13 protein-coding genes are annotated in these 15,444 nt (G+C 54.6%); 7 read left to right on the top strand and 6 right to left on the bottom strand.

Annotated features, from left to right (window positions below; translation table 11 throughout):
* Positions 1-514 (top strand): PadR family transcriptional regulator (locus tag RT340_RS09790; protein ID WP_313375627.1); only part of this gene is annotated, 514 nt, incomplete at its 5' end.
* A gap of 68 nt (positions 515-582) precedes the next feature.
* Here RT340_RS09790 and RT340_RS09785 read toward each other — a convergent pair.
* A complete protein-coding gene (locus tag RT340_RS09785; protein ID WP_097118073.1) occupies positions 583-870 on the bottom strand; it encodes a SelT/SelW/SelH family protein in 288 nt (95 codons plus the stop codon).
* Between the two features lie 230 nt (positions 871-1,100).
* Between RT340_RS09785 and RT340_RS09780 the strand changes: the two genes are divergently transcribed.
* Genes RT340_RS09780 through RT340_RS09760 form a run of 5 tightly spaced genes read left to right on the top strand, consistent with a single transcriptional unit; the run spans position 1,101 to position 7,130 of the window.
* Positions 1,101-3,470: a TonB-dependent hemoglobin/transferrin/lactoferrin family receptor gene (locus tag RT340_RS09780; RefSeq protein WP_313375624.1), complete on the top strand. Its 2,370-nt coding sequence runs from the start codon at positions 1,101-1,103 to the stop codon at positions 3,468-3,470.
* Positions 3,471-3,520: 50 nt separating this feature from the next.
* Positions 3,521-4,543 (top strand): ChuX/HutX family heme-like substrate-binding protein, encoded by a 1,023-nt coding sequence (locus RT340_RS09775; RefSeq protein WP_313375622.1) that lies wholly within the window; start codon positions 3,521-3,523, stop codon positions 4,541-4,543.
* A complete protein-coding gene (locus tag RT340_RS09770) occupies positions 4,540-5,364 on the top strand; it encodes a hemin ABC transporter substrate-binding protein (RefSeq protein WP_283215604.1) in 825 nt (274 codons plus the stop codon). The genes RT340_RS09775 and RT340_RS09770 overlap by 4 nt, the downstream gene beginning before the upstream one ends.
* Complete coding sequence (locus tag RT340_RS09765; RefSeq protein ID WP_313375619.1) at positions 5,357-6,358, top strand: iron ABC transporter permease; 1,002 nt, start codon at positions 5,357-5,359, stop codon at positions 6,356-6,358. Before RT340_RS09770 ends, RT340_RS09765 begins: the two co-directional genes overlap by 8 nt.
* On the top strand, positions 6,351-7,130 hold the full coding sequence (locus tag RT340_RS09760; protein ID WP_211728597.1) for a heme ABC transporter ATP-binding protein: 780 nt from the start codon (positions 6,351-6,353) through the stop codon (positions 7,128-7,130). The genes RT340_RS09765 and RT340_RS09760 overlap by 8 nt, the downstream gene beginning before the upstream one ends.
* A gap of 31 nt (positions 7,131-7,161) precedes the next feature.
* On the opposite strand, the gene RT340_RS09755 is transcribed toward RT340_RS09760, so the two are convergent.
* Complete coding sequence (locus RT340_RS09755) at positions 7,162-8,145, bottom strand: MDR family oxidoreductase (RefSeq protein ID WP_097118067.1); 984 nt, start codon at positions 8,143-8,145, stop codon at positions 7,162-7,164.
* A 548-nt stretch (positions 8,146-8,693) separates the two neighbouring features.
* Here RT340_RS09755 and RT340_RS09750 point away from each other — a divergent pair.
* The gene (locus tag RT340_RS09750) at positions 8,694-10,844 is read left to right on the top strand and encodes an ornithine decarboxylase (RefSeq protein ID WP_097118066.1); all 2,151 of its coding nucleotides are present in this window, start codon (positions 8,694-8,696) and stop codon (positions 10,842-10,844) included.
* A gap of 48 nt (positions 10,845-10,892) precedes the next feature.
* Here the strand turns inward: RT340_RS09750 and RT340_RS09745 are convergent, their stop codons facing one another.
* The 4 genes from RT340_RS09745 to mutY form a co-directional block, all read right to left on the bottom strand.
* Positions 10,893-12,317, bottom strand: a complete 1,425-nt coding sequence (locus RT340_RS09745; RefSeq protein WP_313375615.1) for an amino acid permease — start codon at positions 12,315-12,317, stop codon at positions 10,893-10,895.
* Between the two features lie 503 nt (positions 12,318-12,820).
* On the bottom strand, positions 12,821-13,900 hold the full coding sequence (gene mltC, locus RT340_RS09740; protein WP_097118064.1) for a membrane-bound lytic murein transglycosylase MltC: 1,080 nt from the start codon (positions 13,898-13,900) through the stop codon (positions 12,821-12,823).
* A gap of 53 nt (positions 13,901-13,953) precedes the next feature.
* A complete protein-coding gene (locus tag RT340_RS09735; RefSeq protein WP_034823278.1) occupies positions 13,954-14,226 on the bottom strand; it encodes an oxidative damage protection protein in 273 nt (90 codons plus the stop codon).
* Positions 14,226-15,311, bottom strand: coding sequence for an A/G-specific adenine glycosylase (mutY, locus tag RT340_RS09730; protein WP_313375611.1), 1,086 nt, complete (start codon positions 15,309-15,311; stop codon positions 14,226-14,228). Before mutY ends, RT340_RS09735 begins: the two co-directional genes overlap by 1 nt.
* Positions 15,312-15,444: the final 133 nt, after the last annotated feature.

Below are 15,444 nucleotides of genomic sequence, written 5' to 3'. Positions count from 1 at the left end.
GCAGTCCAATAATGCACAACTTGCAATCTGTGCAGGTGGGCGTAAAAAGCGCCGGAAAATGATGCTGGATTCCAGTGATATCCGCCTGTTGATGATGCATTGCCTCGCCAACGGTTCTGCGCATGGCTATGAGCTGATCAAGTCAGTGGAAGAGCTGTCCAAAGGGGAATACTCCCCCAGCCCTGGCATCATCTATCCTAACCTCACTTTGCTCGAAGAGATGGATGCAATCCGCGTAGTGGATGCGCATGCGTCGCGTAAAGCCTACGCACTCAATGAAGGTGGTCGCGCATTATTAGCCGAGAACGGCGAGAATATTGCCAATATTATTGAGCGACTGACTTCGCTGGCGATTCTGGTGAATAATCGCAGTATTCCGGAAGTCGAGCAGGCGATTCATCATATTCGGCATACGCTGAACCATCGTTTGTCGCAGGAAGATATTTCTCCTGAGGCGCTGGAAATTGTGATTAACGCTTTGAATGAAGCGACGGAAAAAATCGCCAGCAGTTAACCCTCACAGGCATTAACGTTTTGATTTTCTGTCATGGGCGCAACCTGGCGCCCTTATTGAAACCCTCTTTAGGGCTTCTTCTTATCCACGTGCCCTAACTCGCGATCCGGCCAGCAGAAATCACGCACGCGCTGTTTCAGCGCGGCCGCATCCGGGAATCCGCCTTCCTGTTTACGCTCCCAAATCACCGTGCCATCAATCGAGATTTCAAATACGCCGCCAGTACCAGGTTTCAGCGTCACCGCGCTCAAATCTTCGGCAAAAGTGTGCAGCAGTTCCTGCGCCATCCACGCCGAACGCAGCAGCCAGTTGCATTGAGTGCAGTAGTAAATCGTCACAGCCGGTTTTTGCGACATCAGGCGCCTCTTCTTAATTATTGATTATAAACAAGTTAACAAAATGTGCGGTCTAAGATACATCTTAGTGTAAAGTTTATTGATAATGATTACCAATTGCATTACATTCCTGACGAAATTATTTATTACATAAAATAAGTCCACACATTTTACGGTTTATTAACGCATATCGCGTTTTTTTGGCGGCAATCCAGTGAGCGAATACTAACAATTAACCAGGTATTTCGCGCATGTCTTCACTCTTTCAGGGAATGACCCAGCAACGTCTGTTTAAAGTTGCGATTTTGTCTTCCGCTATTCACGCCGCTTGCAGCTATGCAGCCAACGACAACACGACACTTGCTTTATCTTCTGACAAATCCACCAGTGCAGAGCCGGTTATGACGGTAACTGCGCCGAAGCTGGAGAAACAAGCCGGTAGCAAAAGCACCATTACCGCCGCCGATATGCAGCGGGATGGCGGCAATGATTTCGGTACCATCATGCGCTACGAACCAGGCGTGACGGCAACTGGTGCAAGCGGCGGCTCTTCTGCAGGTAAAAGTGGTTTTGATCGCGCGGGCTACACCGGATACAACATCCGTGGTCTGGAAAGCAACCGCGTCGATATCAACGTTGACGGTGTTTCTCTGCCGGATGCCACTGGCCGTAGCTACGTCAGCCGCGCCGGTTTGGATACCTTTGGTATTGGCCGCGATTACATCGACCCATACATGTTTGGTCGCGTGGATATTGATAAAGGCGCGACTTCAGTCTCTCAGGCCAACACCGCGATTGGTGGTGCGGTATCGTTCCGCAACAAGACGCCAGACGACTACTTACATCCCGGTAAAACCACCTACTTTGGCTACCAGAGCGACTTCGATTCCTCAAACCGCAGCTGGCACAACGGCATCACTGCCGCAGCAGGCGATCAAGAACTGCGCGGTATCTTTGTTTACAGCCGTCGCGATGGCCAGGAAACGCAAAACAATGATGCGAGCCGTGGCGCCTATCCTGCCAACTGGCACTCTGACGCACTGCTGGGCAGCGTGGTGTGGGAGCCGAATGACGCGCACAAAATCACCGGTACCGCCGATTTCTACCATAAAACCAATCACACCCATTACGACAGCTGGGATACTTCAGGCAATACCGTATACGGCACCGCACAGCAGCAGAGCGATACCCGTCGCTTCGGCCTGAGCCTGGCGGACGAGTACACGCCTTACAACGACTTCATCGACAGCCTGAGCACGCGTGTCTACTGGCAGCACACCGAAGCGCATGACAACACCTATATGCCTTCGAGTGCGTCAGCCTATGAAACGGTTTACTCGGACTACAACACTGACAGCTACGGCTTTGAAACCAACCTGGCTAAAACGCTGGGTCGTCATGAGCTGACTGCCGGTTTAAATGGACGTCTGGAAAAAACCGAGCGCCCATTCCGCCAGTCACCGACGCCTGGTACCTTCAGTGTAATCATGCAGCCTGAAGCAGACAGCCGCAGCTACACGCTGGGCGGCTTTGTGCAGGATAAGATCAACTTCGACCTGGATGGCCACAACTTTGCGGTGGTGCCGGGCGTACGTGTGGCTTACCAAAATACCAAGCCTGATAACCTCAGCAGCCTGACCAGCGGCAGCACCGTTCTAACCGAATCAGAAGTTGAAACGCTTTATGGCTCAGGCAATAGCGATACGCAGGTTCTGCCATCACTGGCATTCCAGTATGAGCTCACGCCAACACTGATGACCTATCTGCAATACAAGCGCGGCGCACAATTCCCGAACGCCAGCCAGCTGTATGGTTCATGGAACCTAGGTTCCAGCTATGCGGGTAGTCAGCAATATGCGCTGATTGGTAACCCGGATTTGAAAACCGAAACCAGCAACAACTTCGAATGGGGTCTGAAAGGACAGCCGACCGAAGGCGTGGTGATGAACACAGCGGTTTACTACAACGCTTACAAAAACTTCATTGCCTATAACCGTTACACCCGTGCCGGTAGCCCGGAGAAATTCACCAACGTTCCAGGCAACATTTACACTACTTATCAGTCAGAGAATCGCGATAAAGCCTATATCTATGGTGCTGAGTTGAGTGGGAAGGTGAATTTCGGCACCTGGTATCAAGATGTGCAGGGCCTGAGCGCACGCTTCGCCTTTAGCTATAACGAAGGTAAATCTAAATCGAGTTACCTAGGCGACCGTTACGTCGATCTGGAAAGTGTACCGCCAATGAAAGCGGTGCTGGGCCTGGGTTGGGATGCGCCGCAGAACGAGTACGGTGCTGCTGTGACGGCAACCTTCGTGAAGGGCAAAAAAGCCACGGCGACCAACCGCCAGAGCTATACCAATACCGGTTCTGCACTGACCGATTCCACCACCGATTACGAGCGCGTGCCGGGTTACGGTATGGTCGATCTGACGGCTTATTGGCAGGTGGCTAAGAACGTCAAGCTGAGCGGTGGCGTGTATAACCTGACAGATCGTAAATATTGGGATTACCTGAGCAGCCGCGAAATGACCAGCGATACCGCACAGGATCGCAACGATATCGCACTGGCAACTCAGCCAGGCCGCACCTTCCAACTCGGTGTGAACGTCGACTTCTAATCATTTTTTCGCCCTGCGTTCGCGCAGGGCCTTTTCATGGAGCACGAGCAATGAACCCACGTTACGATCACTACCTGGCGCTGAAGGGCGAGCATCCGAAGAAGTATGCCCGCGATCTGGCGGCCCTGATGGGCATTGGCGAAGCGCAGCTGTGTGAAGCGCGCGTCGGCCAGGATGCGCAAGCGTTAAAAGCAGATTTCCCGGCGTTGCTAAAGGCACTGGAAGCCGTTGGCGAAACCAAAAGCATTACCCGCAACGAATATGCGGTGCATGAGCAGGTCGGCAAATATGAAAACCTGCACCTCGGCGAACATGCCGGGCTGATCCTTAACCCACGTGCGCTCGATCAGCGTCTGTTCCCGGCACAGTGGCACAGCGCCTTCTTCCTGCGTGAGCAGACAGCGCGCGGCGAACGTCAAAGTATTCAGATTTTTGATCGCCACGCGGATGCGGTACTGAAAATCTACACCACCGACAATACCGAGATGGCGGCATGGGATGCGCTGATCGCTGAGTTCACTATCGAAGCCGCTGCGGCACTCGATCCACAACCTGCCACCGCGCAGGAACACAGCCGCGCCATTGATGCCGATAAAGTGGAAGCCGAATGGCGCGCCATCACCGATGTGCATCAGTTCTTTGGCTTACTGAAGCGCCATAATATCTCTCGCCAGCAGGCGTTTCACGCGGTGCCGGACGATCTGGCGCGTCAGGTCAGCAACGATTCGCTGGCTCAACTGCTGGAGCAGGCGCAGCAGGATGGCAACGAAATCATGATCTTTATCGGCAACCGGGGTTGCACGCAGATCTTCACCGGTGCGGTGGAGAAACTGATGCCGATGGACAATTGGGTCAACATCTTCAACCCAACCTTCACGCTGCACCTGATGGCGGACCACATTGCCGAGAGCTGGGTGACGCGCAAACCGAGTGGCGATGGCTTTGTCACCAGCCTCGAACTCTTTGCTGCCGATGGCACGCAGATCGCGCAGCTGTATGGACAGCGTAGCGAAGGCACGCCAGAGCAGGCGCGCTGGCGTGAGCAAGTCACTGCATTGGGAGCGACAGCATGAAACGTCTGACCCTATTACTGCTGGGCGCGCTGGCGCTGCCGGCATTTGCCGCTGAACGGGTGATCTCTATTGGCGGTGACGTGACGCAAATCATCTATGCCTTAGATGCACAGGCCGATCTGGTGGCGCGCGACAGCACCAGCCAGCATCCAGCGCAGGCTAACAAGTTGCCGGATATCGGTTATATGCGCCAGCTTAATGCCGAGGGCATTCTGGCGATGAAGCCTACGCTGGTGCTGACCAGCGAGCTGGCGAAACCGTCGCTGGTGTTGCAGCAGGTCGAGAGCGCTGGCGTGAAAGTGGTGGATGTCACCGGCAAAACCAGCCTCGACGCCATCCCGGAAAAGATCGCCACCATCGGCAAAGCGCTCCATCGTGATGCCGAAGCGAAGGCGCTGATCGAGAAAGTGAACAAGCAGCGTGCGCAGATTCCCCAGCAGCCGCTGCCGGTGAAAGTGCTGTTTGTGATGTCGCACGGTGGCATGCGCACTCAGGCGGCAGGTAACCAAACCGGCGCTGATGCTGCAATCCGCAGTGCCGGTCTGGTCAACGCCATGGCGGCAATCCCGCATTATCAGCAGCTGTCACAGGAAGGTGTGGTTGCTGCCGCGCCGGATCTGGTGGTGGTGGGTGAAGATGGCCTGCGCACGCTGGGCGGCGAAGAGAAAATCTGGTCGCTGCCGGGTCTGGCGTTAACACCTGCAGGCCAGCATCACGCCTTGCTGGTGGTCGATGAGATGGCCATGTTGGGCTTTGGTCTTGATACGCCGGAGACCATCGTGAAGCTGCGTAAGGCCGCCGAAGCGGTAAAACATGACTAACACCGCCGTGATGCGCTGGCTGCTATTGATGGGCATCAGCATGGTGATTTGCATGCTGATGGCTGCCAATTTTGGTGCCATGCCGCTGTCGATGCGCACGCTGTTCCACGCGCCGCTCAGCGATATGGCGTGGCAAATCTGGCTGAACATCCGCCTGCCGCGCGTATTGCTGGCGGTGCTGCTCGGTATGGCATTGGCTGTATCGGGCGCGGTGATGCAGGGTTTGTTTCGCAATCCGCTGGCCGACCCGGGTTTGCTTGGGATCAGCAGTGGAGCGGGGCTAGCAGTAGCGGTTTCGATTGTGGTGCCGCTCAGCTTGCCGCCTTTGCTGGCGCTGTGGCTGCCATCGATTGCTGCGTTTATCGGTAGCCTGGTCGTCACGCTGCTGATCTTTAGTTTCAGCCGGCTGGCGCTGGGGAATCTGTCACGTTTGTTGCTGATCGGTATCGCCATCAACGCCTTGTGCGGTGCGGCGGTGGGTGTGCTCTCCTGGCTCAGTAATGACCAGCAGTTACGCCAGCTGGCACTGTGGGGCATGGGCAGTTTGAGCGCGGCACAATGGCCGAGTCTGGCGGTGTGTGCTGTACTGATTCTTCCTGCGTTGATTGCCATCCAGACCCGTGCGCGCCGTCTTAATCTGCTGCAACTCGGTGAGGAAGACGCGCATTACATGGGGATTGATGTGAAGCGCACCCAGCGTGAGTTACTGGTGCTGAGTGCGCTGCTGGTGGGCACGGCGGTGTCGGTGAGCGGGATTATCGGTTTTGTCGGACTGGTGGTGCCGCACGTGATGCGTTTCTGTGTTGGTAGCGATCATCGCTGGATGCTGCCGGGTTCGGCGCTGGCGGGAGCCATCTTGCTATTGCTGGCGGATACGCTGGCGCGCACGGTGGTGATCCCGGCGGAAATGCCGGTGGGATTGATCACCAGCCTGATCGGTGGACCATGGTTTCTCTGGCTGATTCTGCGTCAGAAAAGGGGGATGAATGAGTGATTCAATGCAGGCTCGCGGCCTGCGCTTTAGTCATGGCACGCGTGCGCTGATTGATGATGTCTCTATTACCTTGCAGCCTGGTGAGATGATTTCCTTAATCGGCCCCAACGGCGCAGGCAAGTCCACGCTGTTGCGCCTGTTAACTGGGTTTCTGGCGCCTGAAGCGGGGGAGTGCTGGCTCGGCGATCGCCCGTTAAACGATTGGCCGCGTGAACCGCTGGCGCAACGTCGTGCGGTGATGCGCCAGCAAAACAGCGTGACTTTTCCGCTGCCTGCTGAAGAGGTGGTGGCGATGGGCCGTGCGCCCTGGCCTGCCAGCAAATCCAAAGCGGTGATTGAAGAGGTGATGCACATCACTGGCAGCCTGGAACTGGCGAAGCGCGATTATCGTTCGCTCTCCGGTGGGGAACAGCAGCGCGTGCAGCTGGCGCGAGTGCTGGCGCAGTTATGGCATGATGATGGTCCGCGTGGCTGGCTGTTTCTTGATGAGCCGACTTCCGCACTCGACCTGTATTGGCAGCAGTACAGTTTGCGATTGCTGCATAAGCTGACGCGCAACGGTCGCTTTAGCGTCTGCACTGTGCTGCACGATCTCAATCTGGCGTCGCTGTGGTCCGATCGCATTCTGCTGTTGCATCAGGGCAAGCTGGTGGCGCAGGGTTCACCGCAAGAAGTGATGACGGAAACCACGCTGACGCGCTGGTATCAGGCGGAACTGCACGTTGTGATGCCGCAAGAGCAGGGCAGGCCGCAAATTCAGCTGCGGGCGTAGAAGTGGGGCGCCATTTATGGCGCCCAAAAAGTTACCGGCAATCGACAATCAGACGTCCACGAACTTCGCCCGCCAGCAATGCCTCGGCACCTTCACGCGCTTCACTTAGCGGAATGACTTTGGTTAACTGCTCCAGCAGTGCGCCATCCACCAGTTCCGCCAGACGCTGCCACGCTTGCTCACGCAACGGCTTAGCGCACATCACGCTATCCACTCCGGCTAACACCACGCCGCGCAGAATAAACGGTGCCACGCTGGTGGGGAGATCCAGACCTTGCGCCATGCCGCAGGCTGCCACCACACCATCGCGCTTGATGCCCGCCAGCACGTTGGCCAGCGTATGGCTGCCGACGCTATCAATCGCTGCGGCCCAACGCTCTTTCGCCAGGGGTTTGCCGGGTGCGCTCAGTTCAGCGCGATCGATAATCGATGAGGCGCCGAGGGTGTTGATCAGGTAATCGCTGTCGCTGGCGCGTCCGCTGGAGGCCACCACGTCATAGCCTAAACGGGCCAGCAAACTGACGCTGAAACTGCCGACGCCGCCGCTGGCACCCGTCACCAGCACCGGACCCTGCTGCGGCGTGATGCCCTGTTTTTCCAGAGCCAGAACGCACAGCATCGCGGTGAAGCCGGCGGTGCCAATCGCCATGGTCTGCAACGGGCTTAAAGCCGCAGGCACTTTCACCAGCCAGTCACCAGAAACGCTGGCCTTCTGCGCCAGTCCGCCCCAATGCTTTTCACCCACACCCCAACCGGTGAGCAGTGCCACATCGTCCTGCTGCCACTCTGGATGGCGGCTGCTGATCACCCGACCGACAAAATCGATACCCGGCACCATCGGGAACTGACGCACAATCGGCCCTTTATTGCAGATGGCGAGCGCGTCTTTGTAGTTGAGGGTGGAGTAGCTAACTTCGAGGGAGACATCCTGATCGGGCAACTGTTGTTCTGACAGATCCTGCAGGGAAGTGCGGTATCCCTGCTCATCATTTTCAATGACTAATGCCTTAAACATGCAGCCTCCGGCTGATTGAGGAAAGTGCGGGCCATATTACTCCTCTGGAAACAGGGAGCAACATGAAGGCGGACACACCTTGCATAAATTCGCATAACATAAAGATATTTAAGCGTTTTTATCACTCGATTATTTGATATTCACTTATTAATCAGATTGTTGCTGAATGTTGCTTATGCGTATCAATCTCGTTGCAACGGGTTGTTCCAGTAAAAAAAAGATGCCATCATTGCGCCGCAGTTTTCCACTGATTCCATCCACCCTGAGGACGCCGCCATGCTCGGTACAATGCGCTTTTGCACTTGTCTCCGTTCGCTTTACGATAAGCGGCCCTCCGTCATCTGTTGTTCGCAATTCTCCCTCACCATGCGGTGAGGCCAGCTTAACGCGCTATGCTGTTGGACATGACTAAAGACAGACGCGATCTGACTTTACTGATGTCTATCGGTTGCGGCGGTTGATCCGCCCGAAGACGTTATTCGCCGGGGAATTTTCCTCATTGCTGTGCCACTGGCACCCACTCATCCTTCATTACGGGGATTTGTGTTATGAATCCATTGAAAATCGCTGCCAGCGTTGCGGTAGCGCCAAGCCTGAGCCTGAACACCGCGCGTGATGTGGTGACGCTCGACAATACTGATTTTACCGATGTGGCGGCGGTGGTCGTCTCATTGGCGGATACACGCAGTGGCGTGTTAACGCTGTTGCGCCAGACCGGTTTTAATCTGCCGGTGTTTGTCGCCAACGCGTTCGATGAAGAAGTGCTGAAGCTGCCGGGCGTGACCGGGGAAATCAACGGTGCACCGGAAGAGTGGGAAGCGCTGGAAGAAGCCGCGCAGGCGTATGAGTCTGACCTGCTGCCGCCGTTCTTCGATACCCTGACGCGCTATGTTGATATGCAGAACAGCACCTTTGCCTGTCCGGGCCATCAGGGCGGGGCGTTTTTCCGTAAGCATCCGGCCGGGCGTCAGTTCTATGAATTCTATGGCGAGAACGTGTTTCGTTCCGACATGTGCAACGCAGACGTCAAGTTGGGCGACCTGCTGATCCATGAAGGTTCGGCCAAGCATGCACAGAAGTACGCAGCGAAAGTGTTTAACGCCGATAAAACCTATTTCGTGCTGAACGGCACCTCCAGCGCCAACAAAGTGGTGACCAACGCCATGCTGACGCGCGGCGATCTGGTACTGTTTGACCGCAACAACCATAAATCCAACCATCACGGTGCGCTGATTCAGGCGGGCGCTACGCCGGTGTATCTGGAAGCGGCACGTAATCCGTTCGGCTTTATCGGCGGCATTGATGCGCACTGCTTTGATGAAGCCTACCTGCGCGAACAGGTGCAGAAAGTCGCGCCACATCGCGCCAAAGATCAGCGCCCGTTCCGCCTGGCAATTATCCAGCTCGGCACCTACGATGGCACCGTCTACAACGCTCGCCAGGTGGTGGATCGCATCGGCCATCTGTGCGACTACATCCTGTTTGATTCGGCGTGGCTGGGCTACGAGCAATTTATCCCGTTAATGGAAGGCTGCTCGCCGCTGACGCTGGAGCTGAACGAGAACGATCCCGGCATTTTTGTCACCCAGTCGGTGCACAAACAGCTGGCGGGCTTCTCGCAGACCTCGCAGATTCACAAGAAAGACAACCACATCCGTGGTCAGAAGCGCTTCTGTCCACATAAGCGTCTCAACAACGCCTTTATGCTGCACGCCTCAACCAGCCCGTTCTATCCGCTGTTTGCCGCGCTGGATATCAATGCGCGCATGCACAAAGGTGAAGCCGGGCGCAGCATGTGGCACGAATGCGTCACCATCGGCATTGATGCACGTAAAGCGATTCTGGAACGCTGCGAGATGATTCAGCCGTTCCTGCCGGAGAAAGTGCACGGCAAGCTGTGGCAGTCGGCGGAAACCGAGGTTATCGCCGCCGATCCGGCTTACTTCAGCCTGGCGCCAGGCGAGAAATGGCACGGCTTTGAGGGTTACGCCAGCGAGCAGTATCTGGTCGATCCCTGCAAGCTGCTGCTGACCACGCCAGGCATTGATGCCGCCAGCGGTGAATACACCAGCTTCGGTATTCCGGCGACTATTCTGGCGAACTACCTGCGCGAGAACGGCATTGTGCCGGAGAAGTGCGATCTCAACTCCATCCTGTTCCTGCTGACGCCAGCGGAGAATCCGGAGAAGATGGCGCATCTGGTGGCGATGCTGGAGCAGTTTGAACACCATGTGAAAGAGGATGCGCTGCTGGCTGAAGTGCTGCCGAGCATTTATCGCAAAAACATGGAGCGCTATAAAGGCTACACGCTGCGCCGCCTGTGTCAGGAGATGCACGATCTCTACGTCAGCTACGATGTGAAAGATCTGCAGAAAGCGATGTTCCGCCAGGCCTGCTTCCCGAAAGTCGAAGTGAATCCACAGGATGCGCATCAGGCTTACATCCGTGGTGAGGTGGAACTGGTGGCAATTGCGCAAGCTGAAGGGCGCATTGCTGCCGAAGGCGCATTGCCTTATCCACCAGGCGTGCTGTGCGTGGTGCCAGGCGAAGTGTGGGGTGGCGCGGTGCAGCGTTACTTCCTCGCGCTGGAAGAGGGTATCAACTTGTTGCCGGGCTTCTCACCGGAGCTGCAAGGGGTTTACACCGAGGAAGATGACAGCGGACGTAAACACTTAGTGGCAAATATGATGGTGCGCTAACCTGCCTGACGGCGTGCGGTGCAATCACCACACGCCGTCAGCATCCTGTTAGTGTCGAACCACCTGAATTTTCTCTTTAGCCAGCCTTCCTGTGCGGTATGTCGCCTGCTTACGGCGTTTACCGGTGATGTAAATACCGACGCACAGCACCATAAACGTCACCATCAGCGTCATTAAGCTCTCGTAGCGATACTGCGGCAGATAGAACATATAGCCCAGCACACTGACAATCATCAAAATGCTCAGCCAGGTCAGCCACGGGAACAACCACATTTTAAAATCAGGCGTGATGCCCTGTTTTTCCATCGCCGTACGCATTCTCAGCTGTGAAACGGCAATCACCAGATAGACAATCAGCGCAATCGCGCCAGTGGTGGAGATCAGAAAGGCAAACACCTCGCCCGGAAAAGCGTAGTTGGCAATACAGGCGACAAAGCCCGCCAGCGTGGAACCCAATACCGCCACACGTGGCACGCCACCGTTGGATACCGTGGCACAAGAGGACGGGGCATTACCGCGTTTACCCAGAGAATAGAGCATGCGTGAAGCGGTATATAACCCGGAATTCATGCAGCTGCACACGGCAATCAGCACCACCAAATCCACCACCAGTTTGGCACCGGGGAAATTCATTGTGGACAACACATACAGGAATGTTCCCTGGGCTAACAGCTGCGGATCATTCCATGCCACCAGCGACACCACGAGGAAAATAGACAGCAAATAAAATAATGCGATGCGGTAAACCACCAGATTAATCGCACGGCTGATTTTTTTACCAGGGTCTTTAGATTCCACGGCGGCAATAGTGACCACTTCCGCGCCAAAGAATGAAAAGATGGTCAGCAAGATACCGGTTAATACTGCGCCAAAACCGTGCGGCATAAAGCCAATACTGTTATATAAATGTGCCACACCACTGACATTTGCCAGCGGCCAGTATCCGGAAATCGCCACAATGCCGATGCCAATAAATCCAATAATCGCTACCACTTTGATGATGGCGAACCAGAACTCAAAGGCGCCAAAGTTTTTAACGCTAAAAAGGTTAGTGACAGTGAGCAGCAGGATAACCGCGGTGGTAAATTGCCACGAGGCAATGGAAGGGAAATAAGCATGCAGAATATCGGCACCGGCAATCGCTTCAACCGGAATCAGTAATACCCAAAACCACCAGTATAACCAGCCGATAGTGAAACCGGCCCACAGACCAATGGCTTTCGCCGCGTAGGTGGAAAAGGACCCCGAATCGGGTTGCAGCACGGCCATTTCACCCAGCATGCGCATTACCAGAAGCACCAGCACGCCGGTCATCGCGTAGGAGAGCAATACGGCCGGGCCCGCCGTGGCGATGGCATTCGCGGAGCCGACAAATAACCCGGCACCAATAATGCCTGCGATGGAGATCATACCAACCTGTCGATCTGAAAGGCCGTCGCCTAACGAATCCTGTTTTGCGGGTGAATGGCTCATACATTTCCTCTTAGCAATTCAGGCATGACATTGGATATCCCACGGGATGCAAGCATCCGTGTTGATGAAATAATGTTGATATGCCCGATACGATGTTATTTTCCGCGATGAAGTGTGATCTTCATCGATATTTTAATTATTTAAATCAATGCAAGAAATTATTTATAGAGCGATGTGGGACGTTGTTAATTTATCTGTGGAGACGTGAAATAATCATTGCACCTTATTGAAAAAAGGGTCAATCAGGGCGGGAATGTAAGATGGGAAGAAAACGAAAGAATATAGAATATATATGTTCGGCAGGTCGTGCGTGTGCTAGTAAAAACAAGTCGCTGCGATGGGCGAAGTTTCACCATATCGATTTCTTATTTTTGTGAGGTCAGGCGAAATTTATCGACGGGATATATCCCTGCGAGGGTAATGAAAAAAGAGGCAGTCAGAGTCAATCTTTTTCTCTCTGTCTGCCCCTAAAATAACTAATGCATTAACTCATCAGTTGATGATTAATACCGATGATAACTACGCTGTGCCTGATTCACTTTATACAGATAACGGCGTGACTCGCCAGATGGATGGCTGGTGGTCAGCGTCTGATAAACTTCATTCGGCGACATGTCGTTAATCTTCGCGAAGGCGCGATCTTTATCGCTGGAGAACACGCGCAGTACGCTGCCCGCGCCGCCATTATAAGCAGTAATCACCGCGTAACGGCGTGACACTGGATCCTGAATTCCGCCTAAATAACTCTTCTGCAACAGCGACAGATAGGCGGTACCCGCATCGATGTTATTGGCAGGATCGAGCAGATAGCTACGGCTTGGTTTGCCCCATTTGCCTTTCATGCGGAATACATCCACGCCAGCGGTATGCTGAACCACCTGCATCAAGCCCAGCGCATCGGAGTTGCTGACCGCATAGGGGTTGAAGCTCGATTCGGTCTGCATAATTGCCAGAATCAGGGATGCATCTACGCCGTACTCTTCAGCGGCTTTACGCACTAGCGGCAGATATTTGTGCGCACGTTTGTCGAGGTGGTTTGGCACCATCGGAATGGTGACCGACCAGATGACATGCAGGCCAGAAGTGCGTTTTTGTAGTTTGTTCTGAATCAGATAATCGGCGAAATTGGCCGCGCGTCCCTGCCAGCGAATCGGCTGACCGGTGTTATCCAGCACCTGGCCGTAAAGCAGCGGCTCTTTACTGATCTGAATATCATTGGCATCGGAGTAGAGATCGACATTACCCGGATCGTCACCAATCAACAGCGTGGTGATGATCGCCTGGCGCAGGCTGGCCATCGGATCGGTGCCAGCAATGGTCTCAATGGTGATGCTACCGCTGTCGAAGTTGATGTGACTGCGGGTGTAATAGCTGTCGCTATATTTGACGTAATCCTTCGGTCCGGCGATCAGAACCTCATTGATACCCCAAATATTTTCAATGTTGGCGGCGAACTGCCCCATCAGGATGTCGAAACCGTTGGTGTCCTTAACCCACTCTTCGTGATACTGCGATTTTTTTTGTCCGGAGCAAGAAACCAAAAGTGGAGCAATCACTAACAGCGCTATCAGTTTTTTATTCATTGTAAATGCGTGCCTGATTCAAAAAGAGGGCCTCAAAGGGAGGCCCTGAACGATTATTTTTCTGGCGGGGTGAAACCTTCGATGTGCACATCTTTGCCTTCGAACAGGAAATTGATCATCTCCTTTTCCAGCACTTTGCGATCTTCCGGGTTCATCATGTTGAGCTTTTTCTCGTTGATCAACATGGTCTGCTTGGACATCCACTGCTGCCAGGCTTCTTTGGAAATCTCATTGTAGATGCGCTTACCGATCTCGCCTGGATAGAGCTGGAAATCCTGCCCTTCAGCGTCGCGTTGCAGAAACGTACAAAAAATGGTGCGGCTCATTACTCTTCCTCTTGGATCACGCGCGGGTGCAGTGCCAGCTGCTGGGGATGGAGCAATTCGTGCAGTAAACGCTCTACGGGCGCTGCCAAACCCACTGACGGTGGTTGCGCTAAGTTATACCAGAGACCGCTCGCTTCATCCATCAGCGACCCGGCAGAAGGCCACGCCAGCCACATAGGCACAATGTCTAAGTGGAAATGACTAAAGGTATGACGAAAAGCCGTCAGCTGCTGTGGTTTGGCGTGAATGCCGCGTTCGGCCAGCCAGTCAGTTAGCGCTTGCTCACTGGTGAACTGTGGGAAGCAGAACAAACCGCCCCATAATCCCACCGGCGGACGTTGCTCCAGGAATACGTCGTCGCCGTGCTGAATCATCAGGAACCAGCCGGTGCGCTCTGGAATCGTCACTTTGGGTTTCTTACCCGGATATTCGGCCCAACTATTGTTGGCATACGCTACACAACCGTTGCTGACCGGGCAAATTTCACACTTAGGACGTGAGCGAGTACACACTAACGCACCGAGGTCCATCATCGCCTGATTAAACTGGCTTACGCCTTCGGCAGGTGTTACTTCTTCGCTAATCTGCCATAAACGTTTCTCAACGTCTTTTTTGCCCGGCCAACCGCCAACTGCATAACACCGGGCCAGCACGCGCTTGACGTTGCCATCCAGAATCGGGAAATGCAGGCCTAGCGATAAGGACAGCACTGCACCCGCGGTGGAGCGTCCAACGCCGGGCAGCGCGGCCACATCATCGAAATTGCGCGGGAACTCGCCACCGTGCTTATCCACCACCTGCTTCGCCGCTTTATGCAGGTTGCGCGCACGGGCGTAGTAGCCGAGTCCGGTCCACAGATGCAGTACTTCGTCCAGCGGTGCAGCGGCCAGATCGGCAATCGTCGGGAAGCGCGCCATAAAGCGATCAAAGTAAGGGATAACGGTGGCAACTTGCGTCTGCTGCAGCATCACTTCGGAGAGCCACACTTTATAAGGTGTCTTCTCCTGCTGCCACGGCAGGGTTTTGCGGCCGAAGCGCTGATACCACTCCAGCACCTGTTGCGCGAACTGCGGCGCTTGCATCATTTGAGGAAATATTCCGTGTTTGCTCTACAATCAGGCAGGAATTCCAGCACAGAGACATCGGGGTGTAAACCGGAAGATTGCAAAGGCTTGCTTCTGCTATCTAACTTTGCATAATGCCCGTTTCCCAGAAAAG

Source organism: Pantoea sp. CTOTU50773 (genome assembly GCF_032082325.1).
Classification (GTDB): domain Bacteria; phylum Pseudomonadota; class Gammaproteobacteria; order Enterobacterales; family Enterobacteriaceae; genus Pantoea; species Pantoea communis.
Note: the sequence above shows the minus strand (reverse complement) of the source record. Positions and strands in the feature narration are given on the sequence as shown.